Source organism: Sorangium sp. So ce426 (assembly GCF_051475585.1).
GTDB lineage: Bacteria > Myxococcota_A > Polyangia > Polyangiales > Polyangiaceae > Sorangium > Sorangium cellulosum_B.
Window position 1 is genome coordinate 1 of the sequence record NZ_CP150341.1, and the last position, 14,995, is coordinate 14,995.

At 73.1% G+C, this 14,995-nt stretch carries 10 protein-coding genes; 4 read left to right on the forward strand and 6 right to left on the reverse strand.

Annotated features, from left to right (window positions below; all coding sequences use genetic code 11):
- Positions 1 to 1,416, forward strand: coding sequence for a chromosomal replication initiator protein DnaA (dnaA, locus tag WMF44_RS00005; protein ID WP_012232635.1), 1,416 nt, complete (start codon positions 1 to 3; stop codon positions 1,414 to 1,416).
- Between the two features lie 37 nt (positions 1,417 to 1,453).
- Here dnaA and WMF44_RS00010 read toward each other — a convergent pair whose 3' ends face one another.
- The 3 genes from WMF44_RS00010 to grpE form a co-directional block, all read right to left on the reverse strand.
- Positions 1,454 to 5,371, reverse strand: a complete 3,918-nt coding sequence (locus WMF44_RS00010) for a serine/threonine-protein kinase (protein WP_437297065.1) — start codon at positions 5,369 to 5,371, stop codon at positions 1,454 to 1,456.
- A gap of 111 nt (positions 5,372 to 5,482) precedes the next feature.
- A complete protein-coding gene (gene dnaK, locus WMF44_RS00015; protein ID WP_012232637.1) occupies positions 5,483 to 7,345 on the reverse strand; it encodes a molecular chaperone DnaK in 1,863 nt (620 codons plus the stop codon).
- A gap of 187 nt (positions 7,346 to 7,532) precedes the next feature.
- Positions 7,533 to 8,117: a nucleotide exchange factor GrpE gene (gene grpE / locus WMF44_RS00020; protein WP_437297066.1), complete on the reverse strand. Its 585-nt coding sequence runs from the start codon at positions 8,115 to 8,117 to the stop codon at positions 7,533 to 7,535.
- Positions 8,118 to 8,379: 262 nt separating this feature from the next.
- On the opposite strand from grpE, the gene WMF44_RS00025 reads away from it, so the two are divergent.
- Both WMF44_RS00025 and WMF44_RS00030 read left to right on the forward strand, forming a co-directional pair.
- A complete protein-coding gene (locus WMF44_RS00025; RefSeq protein WP_437297067.1) occupies positions 8,380 to 9,642 on the forward strand; it encodes an aspartate aminotransferase family protein in 1,263 nt (420 codons plus the stop codon).
- Between the two features lies 1 nt (position 9,643).
- The gene (locus tag WMF44_RS00030; RefSeq protein ID WP_437297068.1) at positions 9,644 to 12,091 is read left to right on the forward strand and encodes an HAD family hydrolase; all 2,448 of its coding nucleotides are present in this window, start codon (positions 9,644 to 9,646) and stop codon (positions 12,089 to 12,091) included.
- Positions 12,092 to 12,142: 51 nt separating this feature from the next.
- Here the strand turns inward: WMF44_RS00030 and WMF44_RS00035 are convergent, their stop codons facing one another.
- From WMF44_RS00035 to WMF44_RS00045, 3 genes are all read right to left on the reverse strand, one after another.
- Positions 12,143 to 12,655, reverse strand: a complete 513-nt coding sequence (locus WMF44_RS00035) for a Fur family transcriptional regulator (RefSeq protein WP_080598730.1) — start codon at positions 12,653 to 12,655, stop codon at positions 12,143 to 12,145.
- Positions 12,656 to 12,753: 98 nt separating this feature from the next.
- Complete coding sequence (locus WMF44_RS00040; protein ID WP_437297069.1) at positions 12,754 to 13,815, reverse strand: hypothetical protein; 1,062 nt, start codon at positions 13,813 to 13,815, stop codon at positions 12,754 to 12,756.
- A gap of 70 nt (positions 13,816 to 13,885) precedes the next feature.
- A complete protein-coding gene (locus WMF44_RS00045) occupies positions 13,886 to 14,680 on the reverse strand; it encodes a hypothetical protein (protein WP_437297070.1) in 795 nt (264 codons plus the stop codon).
- Positions 14,681 to 14,749: 69 nt separating this feature from the next.
- On the opposite strand from WMF44_RS00045, the gene WMF44_RS00050 reads away from it, so the two are divergent.
- Complete coding sequence (locus tag WMF44_RS00050) at positions 14,750 to 14,875, forward strand: hypothetical protein (RefSeq protein ID WP_437297071.1); 126 nt, start codon at positions 14,750 to 14,752, stop codon at positions 14,873 to 14,875.
- Positions 14,876 to 14,995: the final 120 nt, after the last annotated feature.

Here is a 14,995-nt window from a genome sequence, read left to right on the forward strand (position 1 = left end):
ATGACGATTCCGAAACACGAGCCGCGCGAGGTCTTCGATCGGGCGATCGAGCATACGCGGGCGCTTTCCCCGGCCACTTTCGATCAGTGGTTCGGGGGAGTTCAGTTCGATGATCTGACCGACGGCGTCCTGACGCTGCGTGTCCAGAACGAGTTCGTCCTCGAGTGGGTCAGGGACAATTTCCTGCCAGCGCTCACGGACAAGATCCGAGAGCTCACCGGCTGGTCGGTCCAGGTCGCGTGGACGGTGGATCAGAACCTCGACGCGCCCATTGCGCAGCGCGTGGAGCTCACCCCGGTGCGTCCGCGGGCGCTCGTCGTGCGTCCGACCAGCGCGGCGCCGGCGCCGGCGCCCCGCCCCGAGCCGGCGCTCCGGCGCGTCCCGTCGATGCCGGACGACCTCAACCCGAAGCACACCTTCGCGAGCTTCGTCGTGGGCCCCTCGAACCAGCTGGCGCACGCGGCCGCGATCGCGGCCGCGGGCGGCGGGGGGCGCCGCTACAACCCGCTCTTCATCTGCGGCGGCACGGGGCTCGGCAAGACCCACCTCATGCACGCGATCGCGCACCGCGTCTTCGAGGGCAGGCCGGACGCGCGGATCATCTACGTCTCGGCCGAGAAGTTCACGAACGACTTCATCACGGCCATCCAGCACCACCGGATGGACGAGTTCCGCACGCGGTACAGGTCGAGCTGCGACGTGCTGCTCGTCGACGACATCCAGTTCCTGGCCGGACGCGAGCAGACGCAGGAGGAGTTCTTCCACACCTTCAACGCGCTCCACACGCTCGACCGGCAGATCGTGGTGACGAGCGACAAGTACCCCCAGAACCTCGAGCGCATGGAAGAGCGGCTCGTCTCGCGGTTCTCCTGGGGGCTCGTCGCCGACATCCAGGTGCCGGAGCTCGAGACGCGCGTCGCGATCGTGCGGAACAAGGCGGCGCTCGAGGGCATCGCGCTCACGGACGACGTGGCGCTCTACCTCGCGCAGATGGTCCGCTCCAACGTCCGCGAGCTCGAGGGGACGCTGATCCGGCTGGCGGCCAAGAGCTCGCTCACGGGCCGCCCCGTCGACCTCCCGTTCGCGCGCGCCGAGATCACGGCCACGTCGCCGCCGCGCGCGCAGATGATGAGCGTCGAGGACATCCAGCGCGCTGTGTGCCACCACTTCCACCTGCGCTCGATCGACCTCACCTCGAAGGACCGCCACAAGAGCGTGGCCTTCGCGCGCCACGTCGCGATGTACCTCTGCAAGCAGCGGCTGAAGTGCAGCTTCCCGGAGATCGGGCGCGCCTTCGGCAACCGCGATCACACGACGGTGATGAGCGCCGTCCGCAAGATCGAGGCGCAGCGCGACTCGGATCCGCAGGTCCGCGCCCACCTCGAGGCGCTCGAGAAGAAGCTCGCCGACGAGTGAACCGCGCGCGCGTGACGCGGGAGACGCGCGCGCGGGGTCAGAGCTCGGACAGCGCGGAGCGCGCGTCGTCCGCGACGAGCTTGTTGCCGTACGCGGACGCGAGATCGAGCACCTCGGCGAGCTCGCGCCGCGCCTCCTTGACCAGGCCCCGCTGCTTCAGGAGCGCGCCGAGCAGGTACCGGCTCTCGAGGGCGTCGGTGCGGTAGGAGCGCGCGTCGGCGTAGCGCGCGAGCTCGCGCAGGAGCTCGCCGGCGCCGGCCGCGCCGCTCAGCCCGTCCAGGTAGGCGAGGTGCGCGCGGTTGATGGAGGCGAGGCGCTCGTGGCCGCTCTCCTCGGCGAGCTCCTTCGACTCGGTGAGCGACGCGTAGGCGCGCGGCAGATCGCCGAGCCGCCGGCTCGCGTCGCCGAGGTTGTGCAGCGCGGCGGCCGTCTCGAAGCGCAGGCCCGCGGACCGGGCGAGGTCGACGGCGCGGGCGGAGCTCTGCACCGCCGCGTCGAAGTCGCGCAGGAACACGTGCACGAGGACGCGCTGCTTCTCGCGCTCGCTCGCCGCCGCGAGGTCGCCCGGATCGCCGAGCGCCTCCGCCCGATCGAGGGCGCGGAGCGCCGCCGCGATGTCGCCCGTCGCCGCGCGCGTCTGGGAGATCGCGAGCAAGAGCCTCGGATCGTCGATCGCGCCCGTCGCCTCGAGCTGCTCGACGGCGCGCTCCGCGCGCGCGAAGTCGCCGCTCCGGACGCCGATCTCCGTCTCGCACGCGAGCGCCTTGCGGCGGAGGTCCTCCCGATCGCCGGCGAGGGCGTAGGCCTCCTCGAGCCTCGCGTACGCGTCGGCGAAGAGATCCACCGCGCCGAGGGCGCGCGCCAGGTCGACGCGGGCCGAGAGCTTCTGCTCCGGCGCGCCGGCCTCGTCGATGCGCCGCAGCGCGCGGGCGGCGACGTCGGCGAGATCCGGCGCGGAGCGCACGCGCACGACGACGTCGGCGAGCGAGCCGAGCCACGCGGCGAGCTCCGCCGGCGAGCGGTGGGCGTGGTCGCCGAGATCGAGCGCCTGGAAGATGAGCCGGAGCGCCGGATCGAGCTGGCTCGCGCGGATCTTGTGGAGCGCCGCGCGCGCGTAGAACGTGGCGGCGCGGTCGCGATCGCCGGCCTGGTAGAAGTGCTGCCCGATGCGCTCGGCGTGCTCGGCGCCGTCCTCGCCGACGACGGCGACGTACGCCGCCGCGGCCGCGGCGTGCAGCTCCCGGCGGAGCTCCGGCGGGATCGCGTCGAGGACGATCTCCCCGTGCATGGGCGACGCGAAGCTCGCCTGCGCGGGGCCCTTGAGCCGCAAGAGGTCGCGGGTCGCGAGCCCGGAGATCGCGCGGTTCACGGCGGGGAGCTTCTGCTGGAGGAGCGCCGCGAGGACCTCGGTCGGCACCGGATCGCCGAGGATGGCCGCCGCCTGGAGCACGGCGCGGTCGCTCGGATCGAGCCGCCGCACCCGGGTCGCGATGAGCGTGCGCAGCGAGCGCGGCACCGCCGACGCGCCGTCGAGCCGCGCCTTCACGACGCCGCTGACGACGCTGAGCGCGCCGGAGTCGAGGAGCTCCTTGATGAGCTCCTCGAGGAAGAGCGGGTGGCCGCCCGCGCGCTCGCGGCAGAAGGCGACCACGTCGGGCGGCAGGAAGCTCGCGCCGATGCGCGCCGACATGAGGCGCGCGCCGTCGCTGTCCGAGAGCTCCCCGACCTTGAGCCGGTAGAAGTGGGGGTGCGCCTCGAGCAGCGGCGGCGGGTCGCTGCGCGTCGCCAGCATCAGCACGGCGCGGAGCCCGCCGGCGCGGCCCGCGGTGGCGAGCAGGGCCTCGGCGGTGAGCTGGTCCATCGCCTGCGCGTCGTCCCACGCGAAGCAGTGGAGGCGATCCTCGCAGAGGCTCTGCACCATGCGCGGGAACGCCGTGCGCAGGATCGCGGTCGTCCCCTGCGGCGCCCGCGTCTCGGCGAGCGCCGCGCCGAGCTGACCGAGAACGGCCGCGGACTCGTCGTCGCGCAGGCCGAGCGCCCGCAGCCGCGGCAGCACCGCGCGGATGCGCTCCTCGTCGTCGCCCTCCTGGATGCCGCAGAGCACCTGGAGCATCGCGGTGAGGCCGCTCCACGGGACGTCGGCGCCGTTGTGCGGGCACGAGGCGACGTAGACGCCGACGTTGTAGTCGCCCTTCGAGAGCCGCCGCTCCATCTCGGCGAGCAGCCGCGTCTTGCCGATGCCGCGCTCGCCCTGGATGACGACGATCTGCGCGCGCTTCCTCGTGGCGTCGGCCAGGATGTCGCCGAGCTGCTTGAGCTCGTCGCGGCGGCCGATGAAGCGGCCGTGCGCGCCGTCCGGGGGCTGCGCGGACGTGACGACGCGCCCCCCCTCGGGCGCTGTCCGGCCCGCGCCGGGCAGCTCCTCGGTCGCGAACGCGTTGCGGAGGACGCGCCCGGTGAGGTTCGACACGGCGACCTGGGACTCGGTCGCGCGGGCGAGCGCCTGGGCGGAGGCGATGAGCGAGGTGAGCCGCTCGTCGCGGATCGGGGCGCCGGCGCTGTCGACGAGGATGCGGGCGAGGTGGATGCCGGCGGAGACCGCGGCGCCCCCGCCGCGCGAGCGCAGGATCACGAGGGCGGCGCGCGCCGCGGCCTCCGTGTCGCGGCCGTCGGCGTCGCCGAGCCCGAAGACGGCGACGAGCTGCGACGCCTCCTGCTCGAGCAGCAGCGCGCCGTAGCGCGCCAGCACGTCGCGGGCGCGCGCCATGCGCCTCGCCGCGTCGTCCTCGGATCCCGTGAAGATGAGCACGAGCGCCGTGACCTCGCGCCGCTCGCCGAGCCCGCGCGCGGCCGGGCCGCTGTCGGCCTTCTCGAGCAGCTGGAGGAGCCCCGACGCCGAGCGGCTGCGCGTGCTCGTCGTGTGCGGCACCTCGACGGGCGTGCGCTCGTTGGCCCCGTTCGGCTCCTCCTGGAGCACGGCGCCCGCCTGGATCTCGGCGCTCTTCTCCTCGTGGAACGGCTCCAGGAAATCGGCGAGGTCGTTCGCCCCGAACCGCTCGGCCGTCGCGTAGAAGAAGCCGAGGAGCGCCTCGTGCAGCCGCCCGGCGTCGGGGAACCGATCCTCCGGGTCCCTCGCGAGCATCGTGCTCACGACGTCGACGAGCGACCGGGGCACGTCGGGGCGCACGAGCGCGAGCGGCGGATACTCGCTCGCCTGCAGCCGCCGCATGATCTCGAACGCCGTCGGCGCCGCGAACGGGTTCGACCCGGCGAGCATCTCGTAGAGCACCGTGCCGAGCGAGAAGAGATCGCTCCTGCCGTCGATCGCGCCGGCGCGCGACTGCTCGGGGCTCATGTAGGCGAGCTTCCCGCGGATCCTCCCTGCGCGGTTCTCGCCGACCTCCTCGTCGGTCATCGATTGCGTCGCCTTCGCGATGCCGAAGTCGGTGACCTTCACCTCGCCCTCCCAGGAGAGCAGGATGTTCTGCGGAGAGATGTCGCGGTGGACGATGCCGAGGGGGCGCGACTGCTCGTCGCGCCGCCGGTGCGCGTGATCGAGCGCCTTCGCGATCTCGGCCGTCATGAAGACGGCCATGGCGAGGGGGATCGGCTTCTTGGCCCTCCGGCAGCGGGCGAGGAGCGTCGCCAGGTCGAGCCCGGGGACGTACTCCATCGCGATGAAGTAGCTGGTCGGATCGCCGTTCGGATGGTCGACGCGGCCGAGGTCGAACACCTGCACGATGTTCGCGTGCGAGAGGCGCACGGCGAGCTTGGCCTCGTGCACGAACATGTCCACGAAGCGCCCCTGCTCGGCCAGCTTGGGGAGGATGCGCTTGATGACGAGGACCTTCTCGAACCCCTCGACGCCGAAGCTCTTCGCCTTGAAGACCTCGGCCATGCCGCCTTCGCCGAGGCGCTCGAGCAGGCGATACCGCCCGAAGGTCTCGCTCAGCATCGCCCCGCCCGCGCCCCGCGCAGCCTCGCGCCTCTGGCGCGCGCGGCGCTCCGGAGGGGACGGCCCGCGCTCGGCGCGCGAGCCGGCGCCGCCGCGTCGACTAGCCGCGCGTCATGTCTCGACGGCCTTGTTTGCGCCGGCGTCATCGTCCCCTCCATACATCGACTCCGCGATCCGGAACGCCGCCCCCTCGAGACGCGCGTACGCGTCGCGGAGCGCGTCGAGGTCGCCGCCGGCTTCGAGCAGCTTCCGCAGCGCCGCGCACTCGGCGTGGACCTCGCCGAGGAGCTCGGCGTCGAGCAGATCGCCGTAACCTTCGAGGGCCTGCTCAGTCGTGTAGACGAGGGTCTCGGCCTGGTTGCGGAGCTCGGCGAGATCGCGCCGGAGCGCGTCGGTCTCCTTGAACCGCTCGCCCTCCGAGACGAGCCGCTCGACCTCGTCCGGCGTGAGGCCGCTCGTGGGGGTCACCCGGATCTCCTGCACCCGCCCCGTCCCGAGATCCCGCGCCTCGACGCGGACGATCCCGTTCTCGTCGATGCGGAAGGTGACCTGGATCTTGGGCAGCCCGCGCGGCGCGGGGGGGATGCCGGTGAGCTCGAACCGGGCGAGGCTCCGGCAGTCCGCGGCCATCTCGCGCTCGCCCTGGAGCACGTGCACGGGGACGAAGCTCTGGTTGTCGACGCTCGTCGTGAAGATCTCGCTCCGCTCGGTGGGGATGGTCGTGTTCCGCGGGATGAGCTTGAAGCTCACGCCGCCGCCGGTCTCGACGCCGAGCGACAGCGGCGTCACGTCGAGGAGCAGCACCTCGTCCACCTGCCCGGAGAGCGCGGCGCCCTGCAGCGCGGCCCCGACCGCGACGACCTCGTCGGGGTTCACGCCCTTGTTCGGCTCCCGGCCGAAGAACTCGCGCACCGCCGCCTGCACCGCGGGCATCCGGGTCATGCCGCCGACGAGGACCACCGTGTTGACGGCGGAGACGGGGAGCTTGGCGTCCCCGAGCGTCGCGCGGCAGACGTCGATGGTCCGCCGGATGAGGCCCTCGCAGAGCATCTCGAGCTCGTTGCGCCGCATCGTCCGCTCGAGGTGGAGCGGCCCGCCGCCCGGGCCGACGGCGATGAAGGGGATGTTGATCTCGGTCTCGAGCGACGACGAGAGCTCGTGCTTCGCCTTCTCGGCCGCCTCCTTGAGCCGCTGCAGCGCCATGCGGTCCCGGCGCAGATCGATGCGGCTCTTGCCCTCGAACTCGTCGGCGAGCAGGTCGATGATCCGCTGGTCGAAGTCCTCGCCGCCGAGGTGCGTGTCGCCGCCGGTCGCCTTGACGCTGAAGACCCCGCTCGCGATCTCGAGGATCGAGATGTCGAACGTGCCTCCGCCGAGATCGTAGACCGCGATCGTCTCGGCCTTCACCTTGTCGAGGCCGTAGGCGAGCGCCGCGGCGGTCGGCTCGTTGATGATCCGGCGCACGTCCAGCCCGGCGATCCGCCCTGCGTCCTTCGTCGCCTGTCGCTGCGCGTCGTCGAAGTAGGCGGGGACGGTGACCACCGCCTCCGTCACGGGCTCGCCGAGGAACCGCTCGGCGACCTGCTTCATCTGGCCGAGGATCACCGCGGAGATCTCGGGCGGCGAGTAGTTGCGCCCCTTGACCTCGACCCACGCGTCGCTGTTCGGCGCCTCGACGATCTTGTAGGGGGCGAGGCTGATCTGCTTGCTGACCTCGGGCGCGGTGAACTTGCGGCCCATCAGCCGCTTCACCGCGTAGATGGTGTTCTGCGGGTTCGTGACCGCCTGGCGGCGCGCGACCTGCCCGACCAGGCGCTCACCGCTCGCGGGAAAGCCGACCACGGACGGCGTGGTGCGCGCGCCCTCGGCGTTCGGTATCACCCGAACATCGTTGGCCGAGGCGACGCCTGCCCCTTCGACGACAGCCACGCACGAGTTCGTCGTCCCGAGATCGATGCCGATCACCTTCCCCATATGCGGCGAAAGATACTACAGGCCTGGATGCTCGCCGGGTGGGGAGACGACCTGGGCGCCCGCGATATTTGGGGAGATCGTGCGGCGAGGTAGCGGGGCACGGCAGATCCCGGACACGATCACCGCCAGGATGCGCACCGTGCCGGAGGTGTGCGCCGAGGGAGCCGGCGCGACGCCGCGCGGAGGATCAGTTCGCCGCGGGCGCCGGCTCGGCGGGCGAGCCCTTCGAGACGACGACCATGGCCGCGCGGATCAGGTAATCGCCCAGCATGTATCCCGGCTGGACCTCCGCGATCACGACGCCGGCGGGGTGCTCGGTCGAGTCGAGCTGCTGGATGGCCTCGTGCACGCTGGGATCGAAGGGCTTGCCGACCGCGGCGATGCGCTTGATGCCCATGCGCTCCAGCGTGTCGACGAACTGCTTCGTCACGATCCGGACGCCCTCGGCGACCGATTTCACGTCCGGCGCGCTCTCGGCGTGGCTGGCGGCGCGCTCGAGGTTGTCGAAGACCGGGAGCAGATCCTTCAGGATCGCCTCGCGGCCGCGGCGCTGCGCCTCTTCGACCTCGCGCCGGGAGCGCTTACGGAAGTTGTCGAAATCCGCGGCGGTGCGCAGCAGCTGCTCGCGCATCCGCGCGGCCTCGGCCTGCGCCTCGCCTAGCTTGTCTTCGGGGGTGGAGGCCTGCTGCTCCGCGGCCTCTGCGCGCTCCGCGTGCGCCTCTGCCGTCTCCCCCGTGTTCTGGTTCGACCCATTTTGTTCCGAATCGCTCATAGGACGGCGGCACTATAACCAGCCGCGATCCGCTGGCAATCGCCAGGCCCATGGTCGGTCCGGAGGCGAGCGCCGCCGCCCGAGCGCGCCGGCGCTCGCCGCCGTGCCGGCCCAGGACGCCCGCGGGGGGGAGGCGCGCGGGCGCTCCGGCCGCGCTCCGGCCGCGCTCCGGATGCTCAGATTGCCCGGGTCTCCACGATCCGCTGCGGGCGCTGCATCGAGCGTTTGCTCCGACCCCCCGCCCGGCGTTAGATCGCCCCCCATGAGCATCGCCACAACCCCCGCCGCCGAACCTCCTCCGGCGAACGCCTCGACGCCGGCCAGCGCGCCGCTCCTCGCGGCGCAGAAGCACCTGCTCGGCAACTACCGCCAGCCGCCGTTCGTCCTCGACCGCGGCAGGGGGTGCGAGCTCTTCGACACGGAGGGGCGCCGGTACCTTGACATGTGCGCGGGGGTGGCGGTGGCTTCGCTCGGGCACGCTCACCCGCGGCTCGTGGCGACCATCGCCGAGCAGGCGGGTCGCCTGATGCACGTCTCCAACTATTTCTTCAACGCCGAGAACCTCCGCCTCGCCGAGGAGCTCTGCGCGAAGACCGGCTTCGACCGCGCCTTCTTCTGCAACTCGGGCGCGGAGGCGAACGAGGCGATGCTCAAGCTCGCGCGCCGCCATTTCTTCAACCGGGGCGAGGAGGGGCGCTACCGGATCATCGCGTTCGACAACGCGTTTCACGGCCGCACCCTCGGCGCGGTCGCCCTGACCGGGACGCCGAAGTACCGCGAGGGCTTCGGCCCTTCGCTCGACGGCGTCACGCACGTGCCGTACGGAGACGCGGCGGCGGTGCGCGCGGCCATGGGCCCGGACGTCGCGGGGATCCTCGTGGAGCCGGTGCAAGGGGAGGGCGGCGTGCTGCCGGCCCCGGCCGGCTTCCTCGCCGAGCTGCGGCGCATCGCCGACGAGCACGGCGCGCTGCTGCTCACCGACGAGGTGCAGACCGGCATCGGGCGCACGGGGCACTGGCTCGGCGCGAACTACGACGGCGTCCAGGCGGACGCCGCGGCGCTCGCGAAGGGGCTCGGCGGTGGGTTCCCGGTCGGCGCGCTGGTGCTGCGGGAGCGGCTCAACGGCGCGCTGCCCCCGGGCTCGCACGGCTCGACCTACGGCGGCAACGCGCTCGCCTCCGCCACGGCGCGCACGGTGCTCGCGGTCATCGAGGAAGAGAAGCTGTGCGAGGCCGCCGTGAAGCGCGGCGAGCAGCTCGGCCGCGGCCTCGCCGCGATCGCCGCGCGGCTGCCGGGCGTGTGCCTCGGCGAGCGCGGGCGCGGGTTGCTCCGCGGGCTCATCCTCGCGCCGACCGTCGACGCGCGGGCCGCCCTCGGCCGCGCGCGCGATCGGGGCGTGCTGCTCACGATCGCTGGCAGCAGCGTGCTCCGGTTCACGCCGCCCCTGATCGTCAGCGAGGCGCAGATCGACGAGGCGCTGGCCGAGGTCGAGGCCGCGCTCTCCGAGACGCCGGCTGCAGGTTGAGGTGGTCGCATCGCGCGCCGCGGGTCCCGCCGTCGCACCCGTCCCGTGCTCGGGCTGCAGCAAGCTGATCGATCCCCTGCGCGCGGGGCAGGTGGCGATCTTCGACCAGCGCTTCCATTACTTCTGCAACGCGCGGTGCCGCCACGCCTTCCTCGGTGAAGCGCCGCCTGCGCCGGGGGACGGCCGGCCTGCGGGCCTCGCGGCGTCGGGCGCGCCCTTCGCCGGCCCTCCTCCCCGGGGGCTCCCGTCGGGCGCGCCGCCCGGCGCCGGCGGGCACCACGCCTCCACCCCGCGCACCCCGCGCGCGGAGCCCGCGCGGGCGAGCGCCGACGAGGGCGCGGCGCGCGTCGCGGACCTCGACGCGCCGATCGTGGACGCGTTCCCCCCCGTGTCGCTCGACGAGAAGCTCCCCGATCTGCCCGTCCTCGACGACGATCGCGCGCTGCTCGAGCCCATCGGGAACACCATCCTGAGCGAGGAGCCGCAGCGCTACGACGCGGTCGAGGCGCGGGACATCGGCGCGCTCCTGCTCGTGCTCGCGATCATCGCGGGGACGCTGGCCGTCGCGCTCACCCTCGCCGGGGACGCGAAGCTCGTCATCGGCGCGCGGATCGTGCTCGCCACGGTGAGCGCCGGGATGCTCCTCGGCCGCGCGGCCACGACCGCGCGCGACGCCACCGATCCGCACCCTGCGCCGATGCTCGCCCCCGTCCTTGGCGGGCTCGTCGCCGCCGTCTGGGCCCTCTTCGGTCAGGACCGCGCCCTCGCGGCCGAGGCCGCGTCGCTCGCCGGCGTGATCGCCACCGCCAGCGCGATCAGCGCGTGGCTCATCGAGAGCGCACGACACCGCGTGTTCGCGGAGCGGGCGTGGATCGGATCCGTGCTCTCGACCCCGGCGCGCCGGCCGCCTTCCGCGTGGGCGCAGGGCCAGGCGCCCGCCGACCGCGCCCCTCAGCGCGGCGGCGACGGCGGTCCTGTCGAGGGCGCCGGGGATGAGCTCCACGAGCTGCGACCGGGCGAGGGCGTCCAGGTCGACGCGGGGGAGATCGTCCCCGTCGACCTCGTCGTCACGGGCGGCGACGTCGAGGTGCTCCCCTGGATCGGCGCGACCACGCCGACCCGCCGCCGCGACGGCGACCCGGTCGTCGCCGGGGCCACCGTGGTCCGGGGTCGCCTCGTCGGCGCGTGCACCTTCTCCGGGGGCGATCGCGCGGTCGCGCGCGTCCTGCTCGACGCCCGCCGGCGCGCGGACGCCCTCGCGCCCATCGCGCAGGCCTCCCGCGCGCTGACCGAGCGCTGGGCGATCGGCGCCGCGGCGATCGGCGCGCTCTCCGCCTTCGTCGCCGGGCGCGCTCCGGTCGAGATCGCGATGACCGCGGCCGCCGTGCTCGCCGCGCTGTCCACGGCGATCACGGCCTCCATCGCCTCGGTGCACGTCGCGCGGGGCATCTTGCTCGGGCTCCGCCGGGGCATCGTCTACAAGAGCGCCGACGCCTGGGATCGCGCAGGGAAGACCTCGGTCGCCGTGTTCTGCGCCCGCGGCACGCTGCTGCTCGGCGAGCCCGAGCTCGCGGAGCTGGAGGCGACGGGCCAGAAGCTCAAGCCGAGCGACGTGCTCGCGCTCGCGGCCGGGGCGGAGCGCACCGAGGAGCACCCCGTCGCGACGGCCATCGTCCGCGCCGCGCGCGCGCGCGGCTTGCGGCCCGACGGCGTGCGCAACCCCAACTTCCACCCCGGCCTCGGCGTGACGGCCGTCACCTCGTCCGGCGAGGAGCTCTGCGTCGGCAACCGCGCGCTCATGCTCGAGCAGCGGATCTCGATCGCCGCGGCCGAGAGCCGCGTCGCCGAGCTCGAGGCGCTGGGGCGCACGGTGGTCCTCGTCGCTGTCGGCGCTCGCCTCGTCGGCATCATCGGCCTGCAGGACGGGCTGCGCCCCGGGGCGCGGGCCGCCATCCAGCACCTGCTCGACGCGCAGATCGAGCCCGTGCTGATGTCGGGCGACGCGCGCGAGACGTGCGAGGCGATCGGCCGCTCGCTCGACATCGATCACATCCGCCCCGAGATCCTCCCCGCGGATCGCGGCACGGAGGTGCGTCGCCTGATCGACGCGGGCACGAGCGTCGCCGTCCTCGGCCACGCGGGCGTCGACGACGCCGCGCTCGGCGCCGCGGACGTCTCCGTGGCGCTCGGCGCCGCCGGCTCGGCGCCCGCCGACTTCTCCACGGTCCTCGCGTCGGACGACGTCCGCGACGCCGCGCTCTCCCTCGCGCTCGCGCACCGCACGCGCCTCGAGGCGCGCGTCGGGCTCGCGCTCAGCGTCGCCCCGGCGCTCGTCGGCGCCGCGGTCATCGCCGCGTTCGTGCTCCCGCCGGCCTACGCGCCCATCGCCTCGCTGCTCGGCGGCGTCATGGCCGTCGTCCACGCCCGCGCGCTCGACGCGAAGAGCTGAGCGCCGGGCGCGCTCTCGCCGGCGCGGGGCTCCTCGCCGCGCCGGGGCGGGCTACGAGACGTCGGGCGTCGTGTCCTTGGCGTCGCGGCAGTCCGCGCAGACGCCGTACATCTCGTGCTTGTGCCAGGTCACCTCGAAGCCGTACTTCGCGGCGATCTCTTCCTGGAGCGCCTCGATCCGCGGCTCCTCGAACTCGATGATCTTCCCGCAGTTGACGCAGATCAGGTGGTCGTGGTGCGCGCTGGCGTCGTCCGCCAGCTCGTAGCGGCTCAGGCCGTCCCCGAACCGGCGCTCGGAGGCGACGCCGCACTCCGCGAGCAGCTTGAGCGTGCGGTACACCGTCGCGTACCCGATGCCTCGGTCGTGCGCGCGCACCTCCGCGAGCAGGTCCTCGATGGTCATGTGCGGGGCGCCGGAGAAGAACGTGTCGACGATCAGCCGGCGCTGCGCGGTCGATCTCAGCCCCTTCTTCGCCATGTACGCCTGGAGGCGAGCGCGGAGCCGGTCGAGGGCAATCTGGTCCACGTGGCTGGCGCCGCTCCCCTCTCTCTCCATGACGGCCATGGCAAGTTTATCCCGTTCGCGGCGAACCGCGTCAAGGCCGGTGACCGAGCCCACGTGGCGCGACCTCGCCGACGCTGCCTGTGCCCCGCCCGTCGGCGCTACTCGCCGACCTGCGCCATGTAGCTGATCTGGGCCGCCGAACCTCCGAGGGGGCTGAGCAGCGTGATGGGAGGCGCGACCAGGCCGGCCGCCGCCGTGTTGTCGATGACGACGTAGTAGAGGCCCGGGCGCAGCGCGTACCGGCGGGTCTCGATGATCCCGGGCTGGAGAGGGCCGCCTGCCTGCACCGGGCCTGGCGGGGGTCCGAGCGGCTTGCCGGTCTGGTACGCCTCGCGCCACGCGTCGCCGGTGGGTTTGTCGACGATCATGAGGTCCACGGGCGCGCCCTGCGCGCTGACCTTGAGGTAGAGCGCCTGGTCCGGGTCGGCGATCTCGAACGGCCCGAGGTAGTCGCGCTGGTTCGCGTACACCTCGACGGTCTCGTTTGCGAACGTGTACCGCTCCTCGTCCTCCGCCTCGAACGGGTGGTGCGGTCGCTGGGGCGGCATGAGGATCCCCAGCGTGAAGTCCTTCCCTGTCTCCTCGTTGTAGAGGACGGTGAACCCGCGGGTCAGCTCGCCAGCGACGATCTGGTTGCCGAGCAGGTTGGCGAGCCCTCCGAACGGCGGGACGTTGGCCATCACGTCGATGACCGGGTTCTCGACGTAGCCCAGCTGGAAGCTCGGGCCTTGCACGATCCGGTTCAGCCGTCCCCACACGTAGACGTTGTCGTCCGCGATCTGGAAGTCGGGCCGGTACTCGACGGACGTCGTGAGCGAGAAGCCCACCCGCTTGGCCGGCTGCATGTAGCCGTAGCCCGTGCCGGCGATGTGGACGGTGATCGTCTGGGCCGCGTCGTTGACGTCGTACGAGCACTGCATCGGGAAGAACCGCCCCATGGACGCCGATCGGTCCTGCAGGCGCAGCGAGACCCCGCTCTTCAGCATCTCGGGGCAGATCTTGCTGGCGCCGAAGTTCGAGAACAGAAACCAGCGGAGGGCGGGGCTCGCGTTCACGGGGCCGCTGACGCAGGGGCAGCCGACGAACGTGAACGACAGCGCGACAGCGGCGAGCGCCAGCGCGGCGGACGCGCGGGAGAGCGGGGGTCTTCGTGCGGGCACGCGGGCTAACATAGCGGGTCGACCTCGGAGGGAGAGCGGGTTTGCGCGCGGGGGGACGGCCCCTCCCGGATCAGCGCACGAGATGCCATTGGACGCCGGGGGTCACCTCGAGATGCAGGTGATTTTTGTGCGCCCGGTCGTAGTTGGGCGTGAGGATCGACGTGAAGATGTGCTGGTCCAGGGCCTCGCACACGATGGATCGCAGCTCTCGCGCCGCCGCGTCCGCTGGAGGGCCGCTGCCCGCCCCCTTGCCGGCCCGGCGGGGCCGCCCGGTCGGGCCGGCGCCCTCGCCGCAGACCGGCGCGCCGCGCCTGCCGACGAAGTCGCGCTCCACCTCGAGCCAGTCCTCCGCGAACCCGCCGCCGACGCGCTCCTTGATGAACCTGTAGGGGTCGATCGCGAGCCCGCCGGGGTGCCTCGTGGCGAGCCTGCCCTCGGGCCACATCCTGGCCGGAGGCCGCCAGGCCGAGAACATCAGCACCTCGTCGATGTCGTGCGCGCGGAGGATCCGGCTGAAGTCCGAGAGCGCGAGCGCGAGGCGGCAGTCGAAGACGTCGTGCGGGTTTCCCGCGCGTTGATGGGCCGGCAGCGCCGTCCGGTAGAGGACCCCGCCGACCCCCTGCATCAACCGCACCGGAGCGAGCACGCCCGGCGCGCGCTGCACCGGCTGGAACGCGATCTTCCGCTGCGTGAGCGCCGCACGGCATTGCTCCGCGCTCATGGCCGCGTAGCGCGCCGACGGGTGCTTCGCCCAGTCCTGGTGGTACCTGACCTTCGGCTTGCCCTGCGCGCTCGGCGCGGCGGCGAGGGGGCCGAGCGCGAGGGCGAGCGCGCAGGCAGCGGCGGCGTGGCGTGCAGGCGGCATCGTTGCGGTACATCCTCGTGCGAAGCAAGGCAGGCCGACCCTCTCGGGGGGCCAAGTGATCACGTGCACGTGATCGAGGTGATCGAGGTGATCGAGATGATCGAGGTGGCCGAGTGGCCGGCCGCGCCGCCATCCGGCGGAGCGGGGCCCCCCGTGCGCGGGGTGGCTGCTGCCCGATCCTACCGCGACATTTGACCGGGCCGCGCGATCCCCTCAAAATGGGTCGCATGCGTGTCCGTGGGTCAAGCGCCCGCACGCGCAGCTTGACGTACGGGAGCGAAGGTCCGGCCCGCATGGCTTCCCGGTCCGGGCGGT